The sequence below is a fragment of the Schaalia turicensis ACS-279-V-Col4 genome, assembly GCF_000296505.1.
Taxonomy (GTDB): domain Bacteria; phylum Actinomycetota; class Actinomycetes; order Actinomycetales; family Actinomycetaceae; genus Pauljensenia; species Pauljensenia turicensis_A.
Genome location: NZ_JH815208.1, coordinates 177069 through 193265 on the forward strand (window position 1 = coordinate 177069; position 16197 = coordinate 193265).

General features: G+C 57.7%; 15 protein-coding genes and 1 tRNA gene. 13 read left to right on the plus strand and 3 right to left on the minus strand.

From position 1 onward, the window contains the following. Positions 1-15: 15 nt before the first annotated feature. Together HMPREF9241_RS00825 and HMPREF9241_RS09340 are read right to left on the minus strand one after the other, a co-directional pair. A complete protein-coding gene (locus HMPREF9241_RS00825) occupies positions 16-657 on the minus strand; it encodes a hypothetical protein (RefSeq protein ID WP_006680373.1) in 642 nt (213 codons plus the stop codon). A gap of 273 nt (positions 658-930) precedes the next feature. Next, the gene (locus HMPREF9241_RS09340; RefSeq protein WP_006680374.1) at positions 931-1077 is read right to left on the minus strand and encodes a hypothetical protein; all 147 of its coding nucleotides are present in this window, start codon (positions 1075-1077) and stop codon (positions 931-933) included. 186 nt (positions 1078-1263) lie between these two features. Here HMPREF9241_RS09340 and HMPREF9241_RS00830 point away from each other — a divergent pair, with 186 nt between their 5' ends. Genes HMPREF9241_RS00830 through HMPREF9241_RS00865 form a run of 8 tightly spaced genes read left to right on the plus strand, consistent with a single transcriptional unit; the run spans position 1264 to position 11897 of the window. Next, positions 1264-2298: an ABC-three component system protein gene (locus tag HMPREF9241_RS00830; protein ID WP_006680375.1), complete on the plus strand. Its 1035-nt coding sequence runs from the start codon at positions 1264-1266 to the stop codon at positions 2296-2298. After that, positions 2295-2717 (plus strand): ABC-three component system middle component 2, encoded by a 423-nt coding sequence (locus HMPREF9241_RS00835; protein WP_131367587.1) that lies wholly within the window; start codon positions 2295-2297, stop codon positions 2715-2717. The genes HMPREF9241_RS00830 and HMPREF9241_RS00835 overlap by 4 nt, the downstream gene beginning before the upstream one ends. Beyond that, positions 2714-4540: an AAA family ATPase gene (locus HMPREF9241_RS00840; protein WP_006680377.1), complete on the plus strand. Its 1827-nt coding sequence runs from the start codon at positions 2714-2716 to the stop codon at positions 4538-4540. The genes HMPREF9241_RS00835 and HMPREF9241_RS00840 overlap by 4 nt, the downstream gene beginning before the upstream one ends. Further along, a complete protein-coding gene (locus tag HMPREF9241_RS00845) occupies positions 4533-4781 on the plus strand; it encodes a helix-turn-helix domain-containing protein (protein WP_006680378.1) in 249 nt (82 codons plus the stop codon). Before HMPREF9241_RS00840 ends, HMPREF9241_RS00845 begins: the two co-directional genes overlap by 8 nt. 28 nt (positions 4782-4809) lie before the next feature. Beyond that, positions 4810-6375, plus strand: a complete 1566-nt coding sequence (locus tag HMPREF9241_RS00850) for a type I restriction-modification system subunit M (protein ID WP_006680379.1) — start codon at positions 4810-4812, stop codon at positions 6373-6375. Next, positions 6372-7874: a type I restriction-modification system subunit M gene (locus HMPREF9241_RS00855; protein WP_006680380.1), complete on the plus strand. Its 1503-nt coding sequence runs from the start codon at positions 6372-6374 to the stop codon at positions 7872-7874. The genes HMPREF9241_RS00850 and HMPREF9241_RS00855 overlap by 4 nt, the downstream gene beginning before the upstream one ends. Then, the gene (locus HMPREF9241_RS09190) at positions 7871-8983 is read left to right on the plus strand and encodes a restriction endonuclease subunit S (RefSeq protein WP_006680381.1); all 1113 of its coding nucleotides are present in this window, start codon (positions 7871-7873) and stop codon (positions 8981-8983) included. The genes HMPREF9241_RS00855 and HMPREF9241_RS09190 overlap by 4 nt, the downstream gene beginning before the upstream one ends. After that, entirely contained in the window at positions 8973-11897 is a 2925-nt protein-coding gene (locus tag HMPREF9241_RS00865) for a type I restriction endonuclease subunit R (protein ID WP_006680382.1), read from the plus strand. Before HMPREF9241_RS09190 ends, HMPREF9241_RS00865 begins: the two co-directional genes overlap by 11 nt. 279 nt (positions 11898-12176) lie before the next feature. Here the strand turns inward: HMPREF9241_RS00865 and HMPREF9241_RS00870 are convergent. Further along, positions 12177-12250 (minus strand) — tRNA-Gly (locus HMPREF9241_RS00870). A gap of 385 nt (positions 12251-12635) precedes the next feature. On the opposite strand from HMPREF9241_RS00870, the gene HMPREF9241_RS00875 reads away from it, so the two are divergent. The 5 genes from HMPREF9241_RS00875 (at position 12636) to HMPREF9241_RS00895 (ending at position 15988) form a co-directional block, all read left to right on the plus strand. Then, on the plus strand, positions 12636-13070 hold the full coding sequence (locus HMPREF9241_RS00875) for a (deoxy)nucleoside triphosphate pyrophosphohydrolase (protein WP_006680383.1): 435 nt from the start codon (positions 12636-12638) through the stop codon (positions 13068-13070). Positions 13071-13140: 70 nt separating this feature from the next. Beyond that, positions 13141-13827, plus strand: coding sequence for a TetR/AcrR family transcriptional regulator (locus HMPREF9241_RS00880; protein WP_040318330.1), 687 nt, complete (start codon positions 13141-13143; stop codon positions 13825-13827). A gap of 220 nt (positions 13828-14047) precedes the next feature. Further along, complete coding sequence (gene trxA / locus HMPREF9241_RS00885; protein ID WP_006680385.1) at positions 14048-14410, plus strand: thioredoxin; 363 nt, start codon at positions 14048-14050, stop codon at positions 14408-14410. A 61-nt stretch (positions 14411-14471) separates the two neighbouring features. Further along, positions 14472-15296 carry a sensor histidine kinase gene (locus HMPREF9241_RS00890; RefSeq protein ID WP_131367588.1) on the plus strand — a complete coding sequence of 275 codons (825 nt, stop codon included), beginning with the start codon at positions 14472-14474 and terminating at the stop codon, positions 15294-15296. Then, positions 15296-15988 carry a response regulator transcription factor gene (locus tag HMPREF9241_RS00895; RefSeq protein WP_006680387.1) on the plus strand — a complete coding sequence of 231 codons (693 nt, stop codon included), beginning with the start codon at positions 15296-15298 and terminating at the stop codon, positions 15986-15988. Before HMPREF9241_RS00890 ends, HMPREF9241_RS00895 begins: the two co-directional genes overlap by 1 nt. Positions 15989-16197 lie beyond the last annotated feature (209 nt).

Below are 16197 nucleotides of genomic sequence, written 5' to 3' on the forward strand. Positions count from 1 at the left end.
GAGGTTGTTGGTCGCCTATACGTCTTCCCGTGGCTGTTGAACCGGACAGCCGTCGGGGAATTGGTCATGGATCTTCTTGATGGCGCGTTTGACTGCGGTGCCGATTGTGTTGGCGTGCCGGTCAATCTCCGCCTTACTCGCATCGGGATGCTCCGTCCTCGCAATGTCGGCATAGCTCAGGTTTTCGCCCAAATTCAGGCGCACCCAGCCCCGATGTCGGGGCGAGACCACGGAGAGCACGATCTCAACCTGCTCGCGTGCCAGGTCGAACTCCTCGCCCCTCATCAGGAGAGTCTCGGGTGATGCGTTGTCCGCCGGGTCGAGCTGCTGGGCAAGCCTGCGCCGTGCACTTGGTCTAAATGTCGACGGGTCATCCAAGTCATGTTCGCGGCCACCATCCTTAGTGGCATGCTTGCGCGCGTTCTCCCGTTCCCTGAACACGGCATACTGTTCACCTAGGTACTCGAGCTTCCACTCAGGCAGATACTCCTCGTCGAAGATCATCCGACGAAACTGCGCATCAGCCGGCAAATCATAAAGCTCAACCCACGCGCCGCCGCGCGTCGTGGGCATACGGAAATGGACGTGTTCCTTACCCCGAAAGTCCTTTGTGAACCGGATTGTGTAGGGCTTTGGTGTGGTGGCGTTGCCTGCCATGGTGGACTCCTGTCGCTTACTGCGACGGAGGCCCGACTCCACCTGGACGTTGGTGGTGCGCGAAGATCAACCACGGGGACGAAAACAGGGCAGGCCAACCACCCAGGCATGCGTGCCTGAGTGACTGACCTGCCCTGGACGTCCAGAAGGGCGAATCTCCGCGCGGATTGTTGAAATAAGTTGGGTGCGGGCAGCTGTCCCGCGTGTCATCGAAAGATCTCGGTGAAGGTGGGAGGGTGCCCGGCCGGTACCAGGCCAGACACCCCCAACCGGTTACTTCTTGCCACCCTTGGACTTGGGAGCCCGTTGGGACAGAGCAGAAGCTGCGGCGGTCTTAGCCGCCTTGGAATACCGCTGGTCACGCATGACCTTCGATGCGGCAGAAGCAGCAGCCTTGCTAGTTCGACGTTGACTCGTCATCTCGGTTCACCTCCTCCCAATCAGCCTGATTCGTCCTTTTTGCCGAGTTTTTCTCTCGGTCCGCCTACACCGGCTGGTAACATGGGCCACAGTGGTCGATGCGCCTACGCCGGTGGATGGCTTGTTTTCAACACTAAGAAAGCCCCCTGTTTTGACAGGAGGCGAAAGAAGGCGAAAGGAGGCAAGATGGCTCGCCTTCCTCAGCCAGAGTTTGCTCTAGGTCTGCTATTGCGGACTATCCGGCCGTCCTTATCTCTCGACGTCAAAGGCGACCGTGGATTCGTTCTTGACTTCTTTGACCGGGCTTGCGACGAAAAGCTCCTCCCAGGTCGGCTACCTGAAAACGAGTGCAGCAAGAACACCATCCCTGCTGGATGGCTGAGAGGTATCGATCGACGAGACCTCAACAAGATCTGGAATGGAAAACGGCCTCTACCAGAGGACACCGCAAGACGCATCTTGCCCGCCATCAGCGAGCAGAGAATCATCGCACTGTGGGGAGATACCTCTACCGGCGATGCAATCAGGGATCTTGCACTCAAGCTTCGTAAGGACGGCCTACAGATCAACAAACCGATTGATGTTCCGAAGGCCGTGTATGTGCTCATCAAAGAAGTCGTCAAATCAAACGCTGAGGGAAATGACCTCCTGCGGGACCAAGGCGGCGACGAGAAAATCGTCATCCCCGGCGTACAGACCTACCCGTTATCTACCGGCCGTATTTCCGGCAATTCGCTCCAGATCGGGACCTCGAGCATCGCAATTTCTCCAGCTCCGCCCGTCCCTGAGGAGTTAGCGCCTGAAGAGGTCTACGTGCAACGCGCGCTTGACGCGATCGCCGAAAAACTTGGGAAGGAGCCCGTCTCCTTCGAGCAGCTGAAGGCTCTTCCGGGTAAGTACGCGAAGTTCTTGGTCCGTCAGCGCACCCATTACTGGTCCGCTGTCGGACGTCACCGTAACCTGCAGGAGATTCGCCCAGATGATGGGGATGAACAGTTTGAACGGATCAAGGATGATCTTGACGACTTCCTCGAAACCACGTGGATGTCAGATGTTTTCCCTGACGGTTACGAGCGGATGCTGAAGACGCTTGGGCAGGCTAGCCATTATCAGGTAGGGGGGTCTGTTCTAACGAGCATCCCTGACTTGTTTGCTGCGAGCCACAAGCAAGGTATGACGCACATGCTGGTCAACGAGGACCGAATCGAGTGGTCATCATGAGCAGCACAATCTTCAACTCCCAGTTCGAAAACTGCATGCGCTTACTTGTCGCCCTAGACAAGCTTGAAACCGCGGTGACAGCGACCGAGCTTGCTGACGCCGATTTTGCAGCAACCTACGCTAGACACTTCGGTCTCGGCAGAACCGACCTGCACGGGTCCACGGCCTTCGTTAATGCGATTTACACGCAGCGCCGAAGCAAAGCTCACGAGGCAATCCAGCTGCTCGTGGCACACGGTTACGCCTATGCAGACCATGCTGGTGACGTGCCGCGCTTCACCATATCCGAGTCTGGTGCCCACCTGGTGAGCCACGTGTCTTCTAGCTACGCCCAGCACTACCAACGCTATGTCGCAGCAGCATTGGCGGCCCTACGCAACGACACGCTGCACCTGATCGGTGTGAAGGAGGAAGCATGAGCGGACTTTGGATTAGCGAGATTCGCGCATACCCAAACCACGGCGCCCCCTCCACGATCACGCTCACACAGGGCCTGAACGTCATTGCCGGACCATCGAACACTGGGAAAACCCGCGTCGCCCGCACTATCGACTTCGTCATGGGCGGGGACCTCGTCCCTTTCACCGATGACTCGGACTACTGCACCGCAGAAATCGACCTCGTCACCGCCGAGGGAGAAATCATCACCCTGCGACGCAGCATCGGAGGAGACTACGTTGTCAGTCCACAGCCTGGCGCTGACAGCAAGGTCTACAGCGTGAAGCGAGACGAGAAGGATCCCAAGACGGATCTGAACTCGTTCCTAGTGTCGCTACTCGATTTCAAGCCCAGCCGCAAGGTCATCAAGAATTCCAGCTGGGAGAGCCAGGCGCTGACATGGCGCAGCCTTTACCACCTGCTGTACGTGCCTGAGAGCTACATTGATCGGCTCGACTCAACAATCTTGCGCAGGGGTGGAGCCAACGATTACGTCACTCGTACTGCGGAACTGTCGACTCTGCTTGTGCTCGCGCAAGACGAAAACTTCGATGACATTGAGCCTCAAGAATCCGACAAAGATCGCCGTATCCGCCAGCGATCAGTCAAGCAGTTCATCACCAGGCAAGTTGAGGCAGCTCGAGAGAAGGAGACGGAGCTCAGGAAAGTAGAGGAGCAGTACCGGGGCCGCGATATCGAAGCGGAACTCGCTACCCTCAACGCCGAGTTCGACCAGCTCCGTCGAGACCAGATCGAGCTCAACGCCACCGGGCGAACGATCACCACCAAGATCAAAGAGATCGATGAGAACGTCGCTGCGTTTGCAGTAGACAAATACCAGCGTCAAGAACTCATCAGCCACCTGGAAGCAGACCTGCACCGGCTCGAGTTCCTCGCCGGGGCAAGCGTTGATCCCGACACGTTGAACATCAACATGTGCGGTTACTGTAAGCAACCAGTAGACGCGAGCATGAACCATCCCAGTCAGGAACAAATCGACGTCCAGCGCACTCGCCTAGAAGAGCAACTCTCGGGTGCACGGTCCAACCTGGCCGAGCTGGACTACATGATGTCGGAACTGACCCAACAGCGAGCTGACCTGGTGCTCAAGCATGCCGAACTTCAAGATAGAATCGCTCACACGATCACGCCGCGCCAAGAACAGCTGACGCGTGAGGTTCGCACGCTCAAGGAGGTAGCGGGTATACAAGCGCGTCTCGAGCAGCTCCAGGAAACAATCCTGGCCCTGACTGATCTGGGGCCGCAAGCGGCTGAGAAGCGGGAACCATACAAGCCTATGGAGTTTTTCAACGCGGACTTCATCTACTCAATGAACACCACGATTCGTCGGATCCTCCATGAAATCGGCTTTCCCTCTGCTGACACGGCGGTATTCGACGAGGCCACCCTCGACGTGACGATCGACGGATACCGAAAGGACACCAAGGAGGGTAAAGGCTTCGCCGCCTTGCTCAACACCGTGGTGATGGTCGCCTTCCATGAGTACCTCGATCAACGCTCACCCCACGCACCGCAGTTCCTCATCATTGATTCACCGCTGAAAAACTTCGACGACAGCCAGCTCACAGCGCCGGACTCCATGCGACAGAAACTACTGGACTACATCGCCTGCACAACCACAAACCGTCAGGTCATCCTGTGCGAGAACCTCAATCTCCTCAGCGGGGTGGACCTCGACGCACTTCCCAACACGACAGCCATCCGATTCAGCAAAGACCCGTACCAGGGCCGCTACGGCTACCTCAACGGGGTCTACGAGCCGGGAGAACACCCACATGAGTAGCCAATCCACCAAGCTCAAGATCAGCTACAAACCCCTGTGGAAAACACTGATCGACAAAGGAATGCGCAAACAGGACCTCCGCGAAAAGGCGAAAATCTCGGCATCCACGATCGCCAAACTCGGCCGGGACGAGAACGTCACAACCGCAGTACTCGTGCGCATATGCGAAGCACTCGAATGCGGGCTAGGCGACGTGGCTGTTTTAGAACGACGTCCAAGCCAAGAGAACATTAGCCAATAGAACTTAGAAACAATCCAAGGAACATTTAGTGACCAACAAGCAACTAACCCTCAGTGAATTGGAGCAGTACCTCGCTGCTGCTGCCGATTTGCTGCGCGGCGGGATCGACCAGGCCGACTTTAAGGCCTACATCTTTCCGCTGATGTTCTTCAAGCGTCTCAATGACGTGCACCAGGAAGAATACGAACTGGCGCTCTCGCAGTCAGGCGGCGACGAAGATTTCGCTGCACTGCCAGAGAACTACTCCTTTGTCATCCCTGAGCAGGCTTCGTGGGAGAACGTTCGCTCGACAACGAAGGACGTGGGGCAAGCTCTCGTGACCGCGTTCCGCTTGATCGAAGCGAATAATCCTCACCAACTCGGTGGGATTTTCGGCAGCGCTGCCTGGACTAACAAAGCCAAACTGCCCGATGAGCGCCTGCTGGATCTGCTCGAGCACTTCTCCACCAAGACTCTGTCAAATGCGAATGTGGCACCGGACGTGTTCGGGCAGGCCTACGAGTACCTGATCAAGCGGTTTGCGGACCTCTCCCGCAAGAAAGCGGGCGAGTATTACACCCCGCGCTCAGTGGTGCGCATGATGGTGGAAATCCTGGATCCTCAGCCGGGCCAGACCACTTATGATCCTGCCTGCGGCACGGCTGGCATGCTCATCGAGGTCATCGCCCATGCCAAGGAACAGGGGCATGATCCGCGCCTGCTCTGGGGCAAACTGTATGGGCAGGAAAAGACACTCACGACGGCTTCGATTGCTCGCATGAACCTGCTACTGCACGGGGTTCCGGAATTCAACATCGTGCGTGAGGACACCCTGCGAGCTCCCGCTTTCCACGCCGGTGAGCGCCTGCAACAGTTCGACAACGTGATCGCGAATCCACCGTTTTCGCTGAAAAACTGGGGGCGCGATGCGTGGGAGACGGACCCGTGGGGCCGAAACCTGCTCGGAGGTACCCCACCTGCGGGCTATGCGGACTGGGCATGGATCGAACACATGGTGGCATCCGCCAAACCCGGCTCGGGCAAGGTAGCCGTGGTCGTGCCACAGGGCGCACTGTTCCGTGGTGATGTGAATAGTAAGTCTGGGGATAACGAGGCAACGATTCGCCGCGAGTTCATCGAGCGTGACCTCATCGCGGCAGTGATCGAGCTGGCCCCCAACCTGTTCTACGGCACGGGGCTGGCTCCCGCGATTGTGGTGCTGCGTACCAGCAAACAGCCTGAGCGAGCAGGCAAGATCCTTTTTGTGGACGGCTCGGAGCTGTTCACTAAGGGGCGTAACCAGAACACCTTGGAGCGTGAGCACGCCGTCCGCATCGTACAGGCTTACCAGGAGTTCAGCGTGCAGGAGCATTTTGCGCACGTGGCCAGCCTGGACGAGGTGCGCGCCCAGGAATACAACCTCACCGTCGCCCGCTACGTCGCCAAACCACAGAGTGAAACCGGCACCAGCCTGGAAGACGCCATCGAACAGCTGACGGAAACGTGGCAGCAAGTGCAAGCCTCACGTGCACGCCTTGAGGAAGAACTCGCGAAGTGGGGCCTGGTGTTTGATGCTGCAGCGGCAGTGGATGAGGTCGCGGAGGAGGCGAGATGAGTAAGCGAATCACCCAAGAACAGCTTGAGTCCTACCTGTGGGGCGCGGCTGAACTTCTGCGCGGCCTGATCGATGCCGGTGACTACAAGCAGTACATCTTCCCGTTGGTGTTTTTGAAGCGCATCAGCGACGTCTACGACGAAGAACGCGCCCAGGCGCTCGCCCTGTATGGCGATGAGGACCTAGCCGACCTGCCAGAGAACCACCGCTTCGCCATCCCCGAGGGTGCCCACTGGCAGAACTTGCGCGAAACCACCACCAACATTGGCGAGACCGCGCGCACTATCATGCGCGCCATCGAAGCAGCCAACCCCACCACCCTCGCTGGCGTGTTCGGAGACGGCGACTGGTCCAACAAAGAACTGCTGCCGGATGCCACCTTGGCGGACCTCATCGAGCACTTCTCCAAACGCACCCTGAGCCTGGAAAACCTCCCCGAGGACGAGCTCGGCCAGGGCTACGAGTTCCTGATTAAGAAGTTCGCCGATGATTCGGGGCATACCGCCCAGGAGTTCTACACCAACCGCACCCTCGTACACCTCATGGCGCAGATGCTTGCGCCACAGCCGGGAGAATCCTGCTACGACCCCACCTGCGGCACGGCTGGCATGTTGATTTCCACCGTGGCAGAGCTGAAACGCCAGGGCAAGGAATGGCGCAACCTGAGCCTGTACGGGCAGGAGCTCAACTACGGGACCAGCGCTATCGGCAAGATGAATATGTTCCTCCATGGCATCGAAGATGCCCACATCGCCCACGGGGACACGCTGAAAAATCCGGCGTTCACCAATGCTGACGGCCACCTGCAAACCTTCGATATCGTGCTGGCAAACCCACCGTACTCGATCAAGAACTGGGACCGCGATCTCTTCAGCAACGACCCTTATGGGCGCAACATGTGGGGCACCCCACCGCAAGGGCGCGCCGACTACGCCTTCTTCCAACACATCGCCGCATCCCTCGAGCCCCGCACTGGCCGGGCGGCGATCCTCTTCCCCCACGGGGTGCTCTTCCGTCAGGAAGAATCCACGATGCGCCAGGCTGCTGTTGAGTCTGACCTGATCGAGGCGGTCATCGGCCTGGGGCCGGGGCTGTTCTACAACAGCCCCATGGAAGCCGTGGTGATCATTCTGCGCGCTAACAAACCCGCCGAACGCAAGAACAAGATCCTGTTCATCAATGCGGTAGATGAATACGCCCGCATCAGCGCCCAGAGTTTCCTGCTCGGCGAGCACCAGCAAAAGATCCTGCGCGCCTACCAGGCATTTCAGGATCAGCCGGGGTTTACCCGCGTGGCCACCGTGGATGACATTGCCGCTCTCGACTACACCCTGGCCATCCCACGCTACGTCAGCCCAGCCGCAGCCAGCGATGCAGGCAACGGGGATGCAGGTCCTGGCTTTGCCGAGGCGCTCACCGCGTGGCGGCGCGCAGCCGCCCAGACCGATGCCGCCTTCGCCGAACTACTCGATTCTCTCACCGAGGAGGTGAACAAGTGAGCCTGCACATCGATAAAGGCACCTGGACCGGAGTCAAGCTCGGTGATGTGGTGCGCAACGTCAACGAAAGCGTGAAAGACCCCGCGTCGATTGGAATCGACCGTACTATCGGGCTGGAACATATCGAATCAGGAAACTTTGAGGTGCAAGGCTATGGCACCTTGGACGAAGGCGTGAGCTTCACCCGACGGGTACGCCCTGGTCAGGTGCTGTTCGGGAAGCGACGCGCATACCTGCGTAAGGTCGCTGTTGCCTCCTTCGATGCAGTGTGCTCTGGCGACATCCTGGTCTTCGAGCCGAAGGACGATCGACTCGATGCGCGTTTTCTACCTTTCCTTGTGAGCTCAGACGAGTTCTTCGATACCGCGCTGCAAACCTCGGCGGGCTCGATGTCTCCTCGCACCAGTTGGAAAGCCCTCGCGGCCTACGAGTTCCTGCTCCCACCTATCGAAGAACAACACCGCATCGCCGACCTCCTATGGGCTGTTAAGAGTCACCTGGCGACACTCAAGTCTCAAGCACTGATTCTTGAAGCCACGGACACTCGGAATGGGTTTGGAAAATGGCTAGCTGAGCGATTTCGGAATGCTGAGACTGCAAAATTTTCCGAGTTATTTCAAGTGTCGAGTGGTAGTTTTCTTCCCGCCAAGAACTTTATCGAGGGTCAGATTCCCGTTTATGGCGGAAATGGTATTGCTGGTTACCACGGCAGTTCAAACACTGAAGCCGATGCCATCATTATTGGTCGTGTTGGCGCTTACTGCGGTAACGTACATAAGGTGGAGGCTCCAGCCTGGATTACAGACAATGCGCTGATAGTCAAAATAAAAAATCCAGAGCTTTTTGTCTCATTGGACTACATTGCACTGTTGTTGAAGCTACTAGGTCTAAATGCTTATGCTTCACAAACTGCACAGCCTTCTTTGTCGGGTAAAACTCTAGCCGAATGTCGGGTTCCGCTCGTGGCGATAGAAGAGCAGTTTCACATTCAAGAAGTTTTGAACTTTATCCAGGCAACGCAGTCTGCTATCGAGTTTGAGTCTCAGAATCTCGCTAGCTTTGCAATGGAGATTCAATTTTCGATATTTGGAGGCTCTGATGTTCGCTGAGAATCCGACTGTGCGAGATTTTGTGTTTGACCGGGTGGCCAGCCTCGACGTGCAGGGTATTGAGGGTCACGACCTGCCGCGTGACACACACGAGGTGCTGCTTGAAGGTCCTCTGCGTGCGGCGCTGATTCGCTTGAACCCTGAGATCGCAGCCCAGGAGTCACGCGCTGATGAGGTTATCACCGCCCTGCGGCGCATCCTGCTCGACGCGACCCACACCCCGCATCCGGTGGTAGCTAACGAGCAGTTCACTGCCTGGCTCACCGGCGATAAATCCATGCCCTTTGGCGAAAGTGGCGAGCACGTGCCCGTGAGGCTCATTGATTTCGACCACCCGGAGGACGACTCCTCAAACCAATGGATGGTCTCGCGCGAAGTTACCTTCCGGCAAGGCAAAGAAACCAATCGCTTTGACGTGGTGATCTGGTGTAACGGGCTACCACTCGTGGTGGTAGAAACCAAGACTGCAGTGGGGCCGTCGAAGACCTGGCTTGATGGTGCCCAACAGATTCACGACGAGTACGAGGTGGAAGCCTCCCAGTTCTTCGTGCCCAATGTGTTTAGCGTAGCCACAGACGGAAAAGAGCTCCGCTACGGCTCAGTAGGGATGCCGATAGAAAAATGGGGGCCGTGGCGCGATGAAGACGAACCCTCCGACGCAGTACCTGGCCTAACCAAGGTCGGCAATGCCATCGACGGCCTCCTGCAGCCCGAGGTGATTTTGGACTTCCTGCGGTTCTTCTCCACCTTCGGCACCGACCGTCAACATCGGCGCATCAAGCTCATCGCCCGCTTTCAACAGATCCAAGCCGCCAACAAAATCGTTGCCCGTGTGCTGGAAGGCAAGAAAAAGCAGGGGCTGATCTGGCATTTCCAAGGCTCTGGTAAATCACTGCTGATGGTGTTCACCGCGCGCAAACTGCGCGCCCAGCCACAGTTGAAGTCGCCCACAGTCATGGTGGTGGTCGACCGCACCGACCTGGATGCGCAAATCACTTCAACGTTCCTGGCCGCTGACGTGGCCAATATGGTGCAGGTGGGCAGCAAAGCAGAACTGAAAGACCTGCTGAATGCTGGTAGTCGCAAGGTCATCATCACCATGATCCACAAGTTTGGTGACATCACCGAGGCGCTCGATGAGCGCGACAACATCATTGTGATGGTCGACGAAGCCCACCGTACCCAGGAGGGCGACCTAGGCCGCGCCATGCGCACCGCACTGCCGAACGCGTTCCTCTTCGGCCTCACCGGCACGCCCATCAACAAGCGCGACCACAACACCTTCAAGTGGTTTGGAGACCCCAGCGACGAATCCGGGTACCTCTCCCGATACAGTTTCCAAGACTCCCAGCGCGACGGAGCCACGCTGCCGCTGAACTTTGAGCCTCGCCTGTCTGAAATGCACCTCGATGAGCACGCTATCGATATCGCGTTTGAGGAGCTGACACGGGAAAACGAGCTCACCGAAGCGGATCGCACGAAACTCTCCAAACAGGCATCCAGCATTGAGGTGCTCATCAAGGCCCCTGACCGCGTGGCCAAGGTGGCCGCCGACATCGCAGAGCACTTCCAGTCGCATGTCGCCCCGCAAGGCTTCAAAGCGCAGGTGGTGGTCTACGACAAAGAAATGTGCGTGGCCTACAAGCACGAACTGGACAAATACCTTCCCACTGAGGCCAGCACCGTGGTCATGAGCTCGGCACAAACCGACCCGCCCGAGTGGCATCAATGGACACCAGATCGCAGCCAAATGGACCGCCTACTCGAGCGATTCAACAACCCGAATGATCCGCTCAAGATCGTCATCGTCACCGCCAAACTGCTGACCGGCTTCGATGCCCCCATCTTGCAGGCACAGTACCTCGACAAGCCCCTGCACGACCACACACTGCTGCAAGCCATCACCCGCACCAACCGTGTCTACCCGCCAAACAAGGCCTACGGGCTGGTGGTGGACTACCTGGGAGTGTTCGATGACCTCGCCAACGCGCTGTCCTTCGATGACCAGTCCGTTCGAGACGTCATCAAGAATCTCGATGACCTGGTGGACCAATTCCCGCCGGCAATGCAGGCTGCTCTCGCATTCTTCCCTGGCGTGGACCGCACGCAAGACGGATGGGAAGCACTTCAAGCCGCACAGGAAATGCTCGGCGAAGACCGCCGCGATGCTTTCGCTAAGGCCTACTCGATAGTGCACCAACTGTGGGAGGCACTAAGCCCTGCACCATTCCTGGCCGAATACAAGCGCGACTACACCTGGCTGACTGCTGTCTACCAGTCCACCCGCCCAGCAGAGACCTCAAACAGGCTCCTTTGGCATGCGCTCGGCGGAAAGACCCTTGCCCTCATCCACGAGCACGTACAGGTAGACCTGCCGCGCCGAGATCTGGAAACTATCGTCCTGGATGCAGACTTGGTCGAGGACCTGATGCTCGGTGGGCGCGGCACCGTGGACCCAGATGAACTCGCCAAGATCGTCTCCAAGCGCATTGCCAAACACGCGGGCGATCCCCTCTTCATTGCCCTGGGTAAGCGACTACAGGATCTGCGCAAACGCTATGCCGACGCGCAGCAGCACAGCCTGGACTTCCTGCGCGAACTCCTCGAACTAGGCCGCGACACCTTGCAGGCCGAGAAAGAAGCCGGCGAGGTGCCACGCGAGGAACGCGGCAAGGCAGCACTTACGGAGCTGTTCGAGACCGTGCGAAGCGAGTCCACGCCTATCATCGTGGAGAAGGTCGTCGAGGAGATCGACAATGTCGTTAGGCAGGTACGCTTCGACGGTTGGCAGTCTACGAGCGAGGGGGACCGAGAGGTTCGCCGCCAACTGCGACTGATATTGGTCGTCAAGTTCAAGATCAAGTCCACCGACGTTTTCGACAAGGCTCACGAATACATCCGTGAGTACTACTAATCGCCGAAGGTGAACCTTTGGACGCTTGCTCGATACTTTTTGACGCAAGCCCCATACTTTTTGACGCGGGGCCGTACTTTTTGACGCTTCCAGCCTCGACGGACCGAGCAGGCCCCTGAGGTACCCCTCCGAGGCCCTGATTCGCCCCAACTGGGAGCTGCTCCACAGCTCCACGCACCCGACCTCAACGCCCCGAAAACCGCCCCAGAACAGCGAAAACGCCACTCCGAACACTTCCCGGCGGGACCGGGACTCTTTGTATCCAGAGTGACGTTCTATTGGAGCGGGCGACGGGAATCGAACCCGCCTCTGAAGCTTGGGAAGCTTCCATTCTACCGATGAACTACGCCCGCAATTCATCGCCATTGGCAACAGGTTTGATCATACCAGAGGTCAAACATACTGGTCAGCCAAGGCGACAGACAAAGAGAGGAGGGAGGCTGTCCCACAAGGAATCGCGCCCCTCCTCTTGATCAACGCTTGACTAGGCTGACAGCATCAGCCTGGCGCACGCAGATCAGTGTCGTTTGCGACTCACTGCCAGCGCGCCCACCCCACGCAAGTACCTCCGCGTGGGTTTCGACTCCGTTGGAATTCAGATCAGACCAACGAGATTCATCAGGACGCGTGTGGCCAAGCTTAAAATCGGCAGCTTCAACGGCTCATTGAAGGGAGATCTTTTCAAGTTCGTATGACCACTATATTACCTTCGTCCCACACACTGCCTACACTGCAGTCATGCCCCGCTTAGTTGTTGCCGCCGCCATCGTCGACTCGCTCGACAACCCAACGCAGTTGCTCTGCGCCGCACGCTCATACCCGCCCGAGCTGTCAGGAAAATTTGAGCTTCCCGGTGGAAAGATCGATCGCGACGAGGCCCCACTTCAGGCACTTCACCGCGAAATACGCGAAGAAATGAACACCGCCATCCGCGTGGGCGCTCAGGTAATGACGGAAGAGGGCACGTGGTGGCCGATCCTGCAGGGGCGCACGATGGGAGTCTGGTTAGCTGAACTAGCGCCGGACGCGCCCGCCCCCACTTTGAATGGTTCCCATAGTGAGTTCCGCTGGACTCCTTTAGACAAGGTCGACACGCTTGACTGGATTGGCTGCGATCTTGAGATTGCGATGGCCGTTGCACGCACATCCGGTTTCGAGCCAGCGGACCGCTAAGAGCCTGAATATATGACCAAATACCTAGATAATTTGGCGACATATGGGGTACATCTGTCAGAATAGTCCTATGCCTAAGATCATCGGAGACTCCCTAGAAAACCACCGCGCTCTGACTCGCCACAAGCTTTTCGACGCGCTCGGAGGGCTCCTCGCCGAACAGTCTTTCGACACGATCACCATGTCGCAGATCGCGTCACGCGCCAACGTCGGACGCACCGCTGTGTACAACCACTTCGAAGATAAAGAAGTTCTGCTCCTTGCCTACATGAACGAGGCAACCGCAGAATTCTCAGCACTTCTTCACGAATCAATCGACACAGAACCCGACCCGATTGAGCGCCTCCGCATCTACGTGCACGCACACTTGGAGATGACCAGTCGCTACCACCTAGCAAGTCGCGTTCACCTGCGCGATCAGATGTCGACGGAAAAGTCCGAACATCTTCACGAGCATGCAGGCGTGATCGGCAACCTCCTTCTCAACATCCTCATCGATGCAATGAAGTGCGAAGCGATCCCCATGCAGGACCCGCACATTCTGGTCGCGCTGATCCACGCCTGCTTGTCCGGGCAACGCCTGCCCTCGGATCCCGACAAGCGACGCGCACTCTGCGTAGCATCGGAAGCGTTCGTCTTGCGCGCAGTTGGAGCCTCGTCGGAGAAAATCCACGCACTCCCCTCGCCGAAAAAGCGCGCCGAAGCCGAAGAGCACAATACCCAGGCCTCTTTTATGCGGTGCCCGGTCGCGCACTGACGCGCAGATACGAGGCCCCCTGAAACAGCCTTACCGTCACAGACGTGCGACGCACACCATACCTCTCAAACAATCGCAGGGAATAGATTCACTACTCAGGCCGTTGAACTCTACGAAACGGGAAACCGCAACGAAATAATCAAAGCGATTCCCAGCAAAAGACCACGCTCATACAATCGCACCTCGGGTTCACTCGAACCCCGCACATAAGGAGACCGCATTGGCCACCGTCACGCTTCACAACGACAACTTTGAAACCACCGTCGCCGAAAACGCCATCGTCTTGGTTGACTTCTGGGCAACTTGGTGCGGCCCGTGCCGCCAGTTCGGTCCGGTCTACGAAGAAGCCTCCAACAAGCACACCGACATCATCTTCGGCAAGGTCGATACCGACGCAGAGCAGAACCTTGCTCGCGCAGCTCAGATCTCGTCCATCCCGACGATCATGGCGTTCCGCGACGGCATCGCCGTCTTCCGTCAGTCCGGCGCCCTTCCGGGTGCTGCACTCGACGATCTGATCCAGCAGATCCGCGACCTCGACATGGATCAGGTTCGCGCATCCATTGCCGAATCCCAGAAGTAACCCGGCAGAAAACCCACCTTCTAGGTTTGGCAAGTCGCACTATTAGCGACACACTTGGACCATGAGCCACCCGACGATGATCTTCACAATCGTCGGGTGGCTTTTGTTTATTGCAACCGCAATCACCCTGATTTACGTCATTTCACGGGCGCACAACGGTGAAAAAACGCGGGGTGCCATCCTGCTGAAAAAGAAGAATCACGATGACGAAACAGGCGACGATCTGCTGAGATACCGGCCCGCCATCATCGCCCACGAAATCCGTACTCCGCTGGCACTCATCCGCGGAGCCGGCGAACTGCTCGAAGAAGGTCTTGCTGGCGACCTGAACGAACAGCAACACCACTTCGTTCGCACTATGACAACGAACACTCAGCAGGTCATCGACCTGACCGAGTCAATCATCACCGACCTCAAACTCTCACGTGGCGGAACACTGTCAACCGAGCTCGTCGACGTGAGAGACATCGTTGCCTCAACCGCACGAGAAATGCGACGCATCACCGACATCCCCATCCATGTGAACGCGGTCGGGGGAGTCCTCAACATCCACGCGAACGCTTCCATGCTCCGGCAAGTCATGTGGAACCTGATCAACAACTCACTCCGCCACGGAGACGGCACCTCGCCGATCACGATCAGCGTCGCCTCAACCGAAGATGGCGGAGCACAAATCACCGTCGAGGACTCCGGCCCGGGAATTACCCCTGAAACCCAAGAAAAAATGTTCGACGCTTTCACGTCGGAAACCACCGATGGCCAGGGATCCGGAATCGGACTGATGGTCTCCCAACGAATAATCGAGGCGCACGGTGGCAGAATTATGGTGGACTCGTTGCCTGAGTGTGGCACGGTCATCCACGTTGTACTGCCGAAGGGGAAGTGATGGGACAGCACGCGCTTATCGTCGACGACGAACCCCAGATGCTCTCAATCATCGCCTTCGCGCTGGAAACCCAAGGCTTCACGTGCGAAACGAAACCCAACACCACAAAAGCCTGGCAATACCTTCAAGATCGCAGTGTTGATCTGGTTGTCCTTGACGTCATGACGCCGACCGGATCAGGCGTTGACCTGACCCGACGAATTCGTGGCGCCGGCATGGCGGTTCCGATCATTTTGCTTACTGCCCTTGGTGATGAAGAAGACCGTATCGTTGGCCTCGAGGCAGGCGCCGACGACTACGTGACCAAACCCTTCAGTCCCCGCGAGCTCGCACTGCGCGCCCAAGCAATCGTCAGGCGAACCCAGCCTGTACGACAACAAGAATCCGTGCACCTCGGGCCCATCACCATCGATGCTGATATGCAACGCATAACCTGGGACGGAGTCGTCATTCCGCTCAGCCCTACCGAACAGCGTGTCCTGACAATCCTAGCCTCGCGACCAAACCAGGACATCCCCTGGCGAGACCTCCTCAGCGAAGGCTGGTCCACAACCGACCAAGTCGGCGCACACGACATGATCAAAACAACGATGTATCGCCTTCGCCGTCAGCTAGAACGTGCGGGCATCGACTCTTCGTGTATCCAGTCGGTCAGGGGACGAGGTTACCGTTTCGTCATCGAGGCCTCATAACGCTGACTTTGAGCACTCGCGCTTGATAAGGGGCCTCGTGCCCCCACTGTGTCCGCCAGACTGCGCGCACGCACCTAGCCCGCACACTCTGGAACGTAGCCCGCCCACTTTGGTAACAGCACTGTTTCCAAACGCCACCAAAACCCGCCCGAATTGTCACCAACCAGAAGACACAATCGTTGAGTCTTAACTCTTCAACTAAAGGAGAC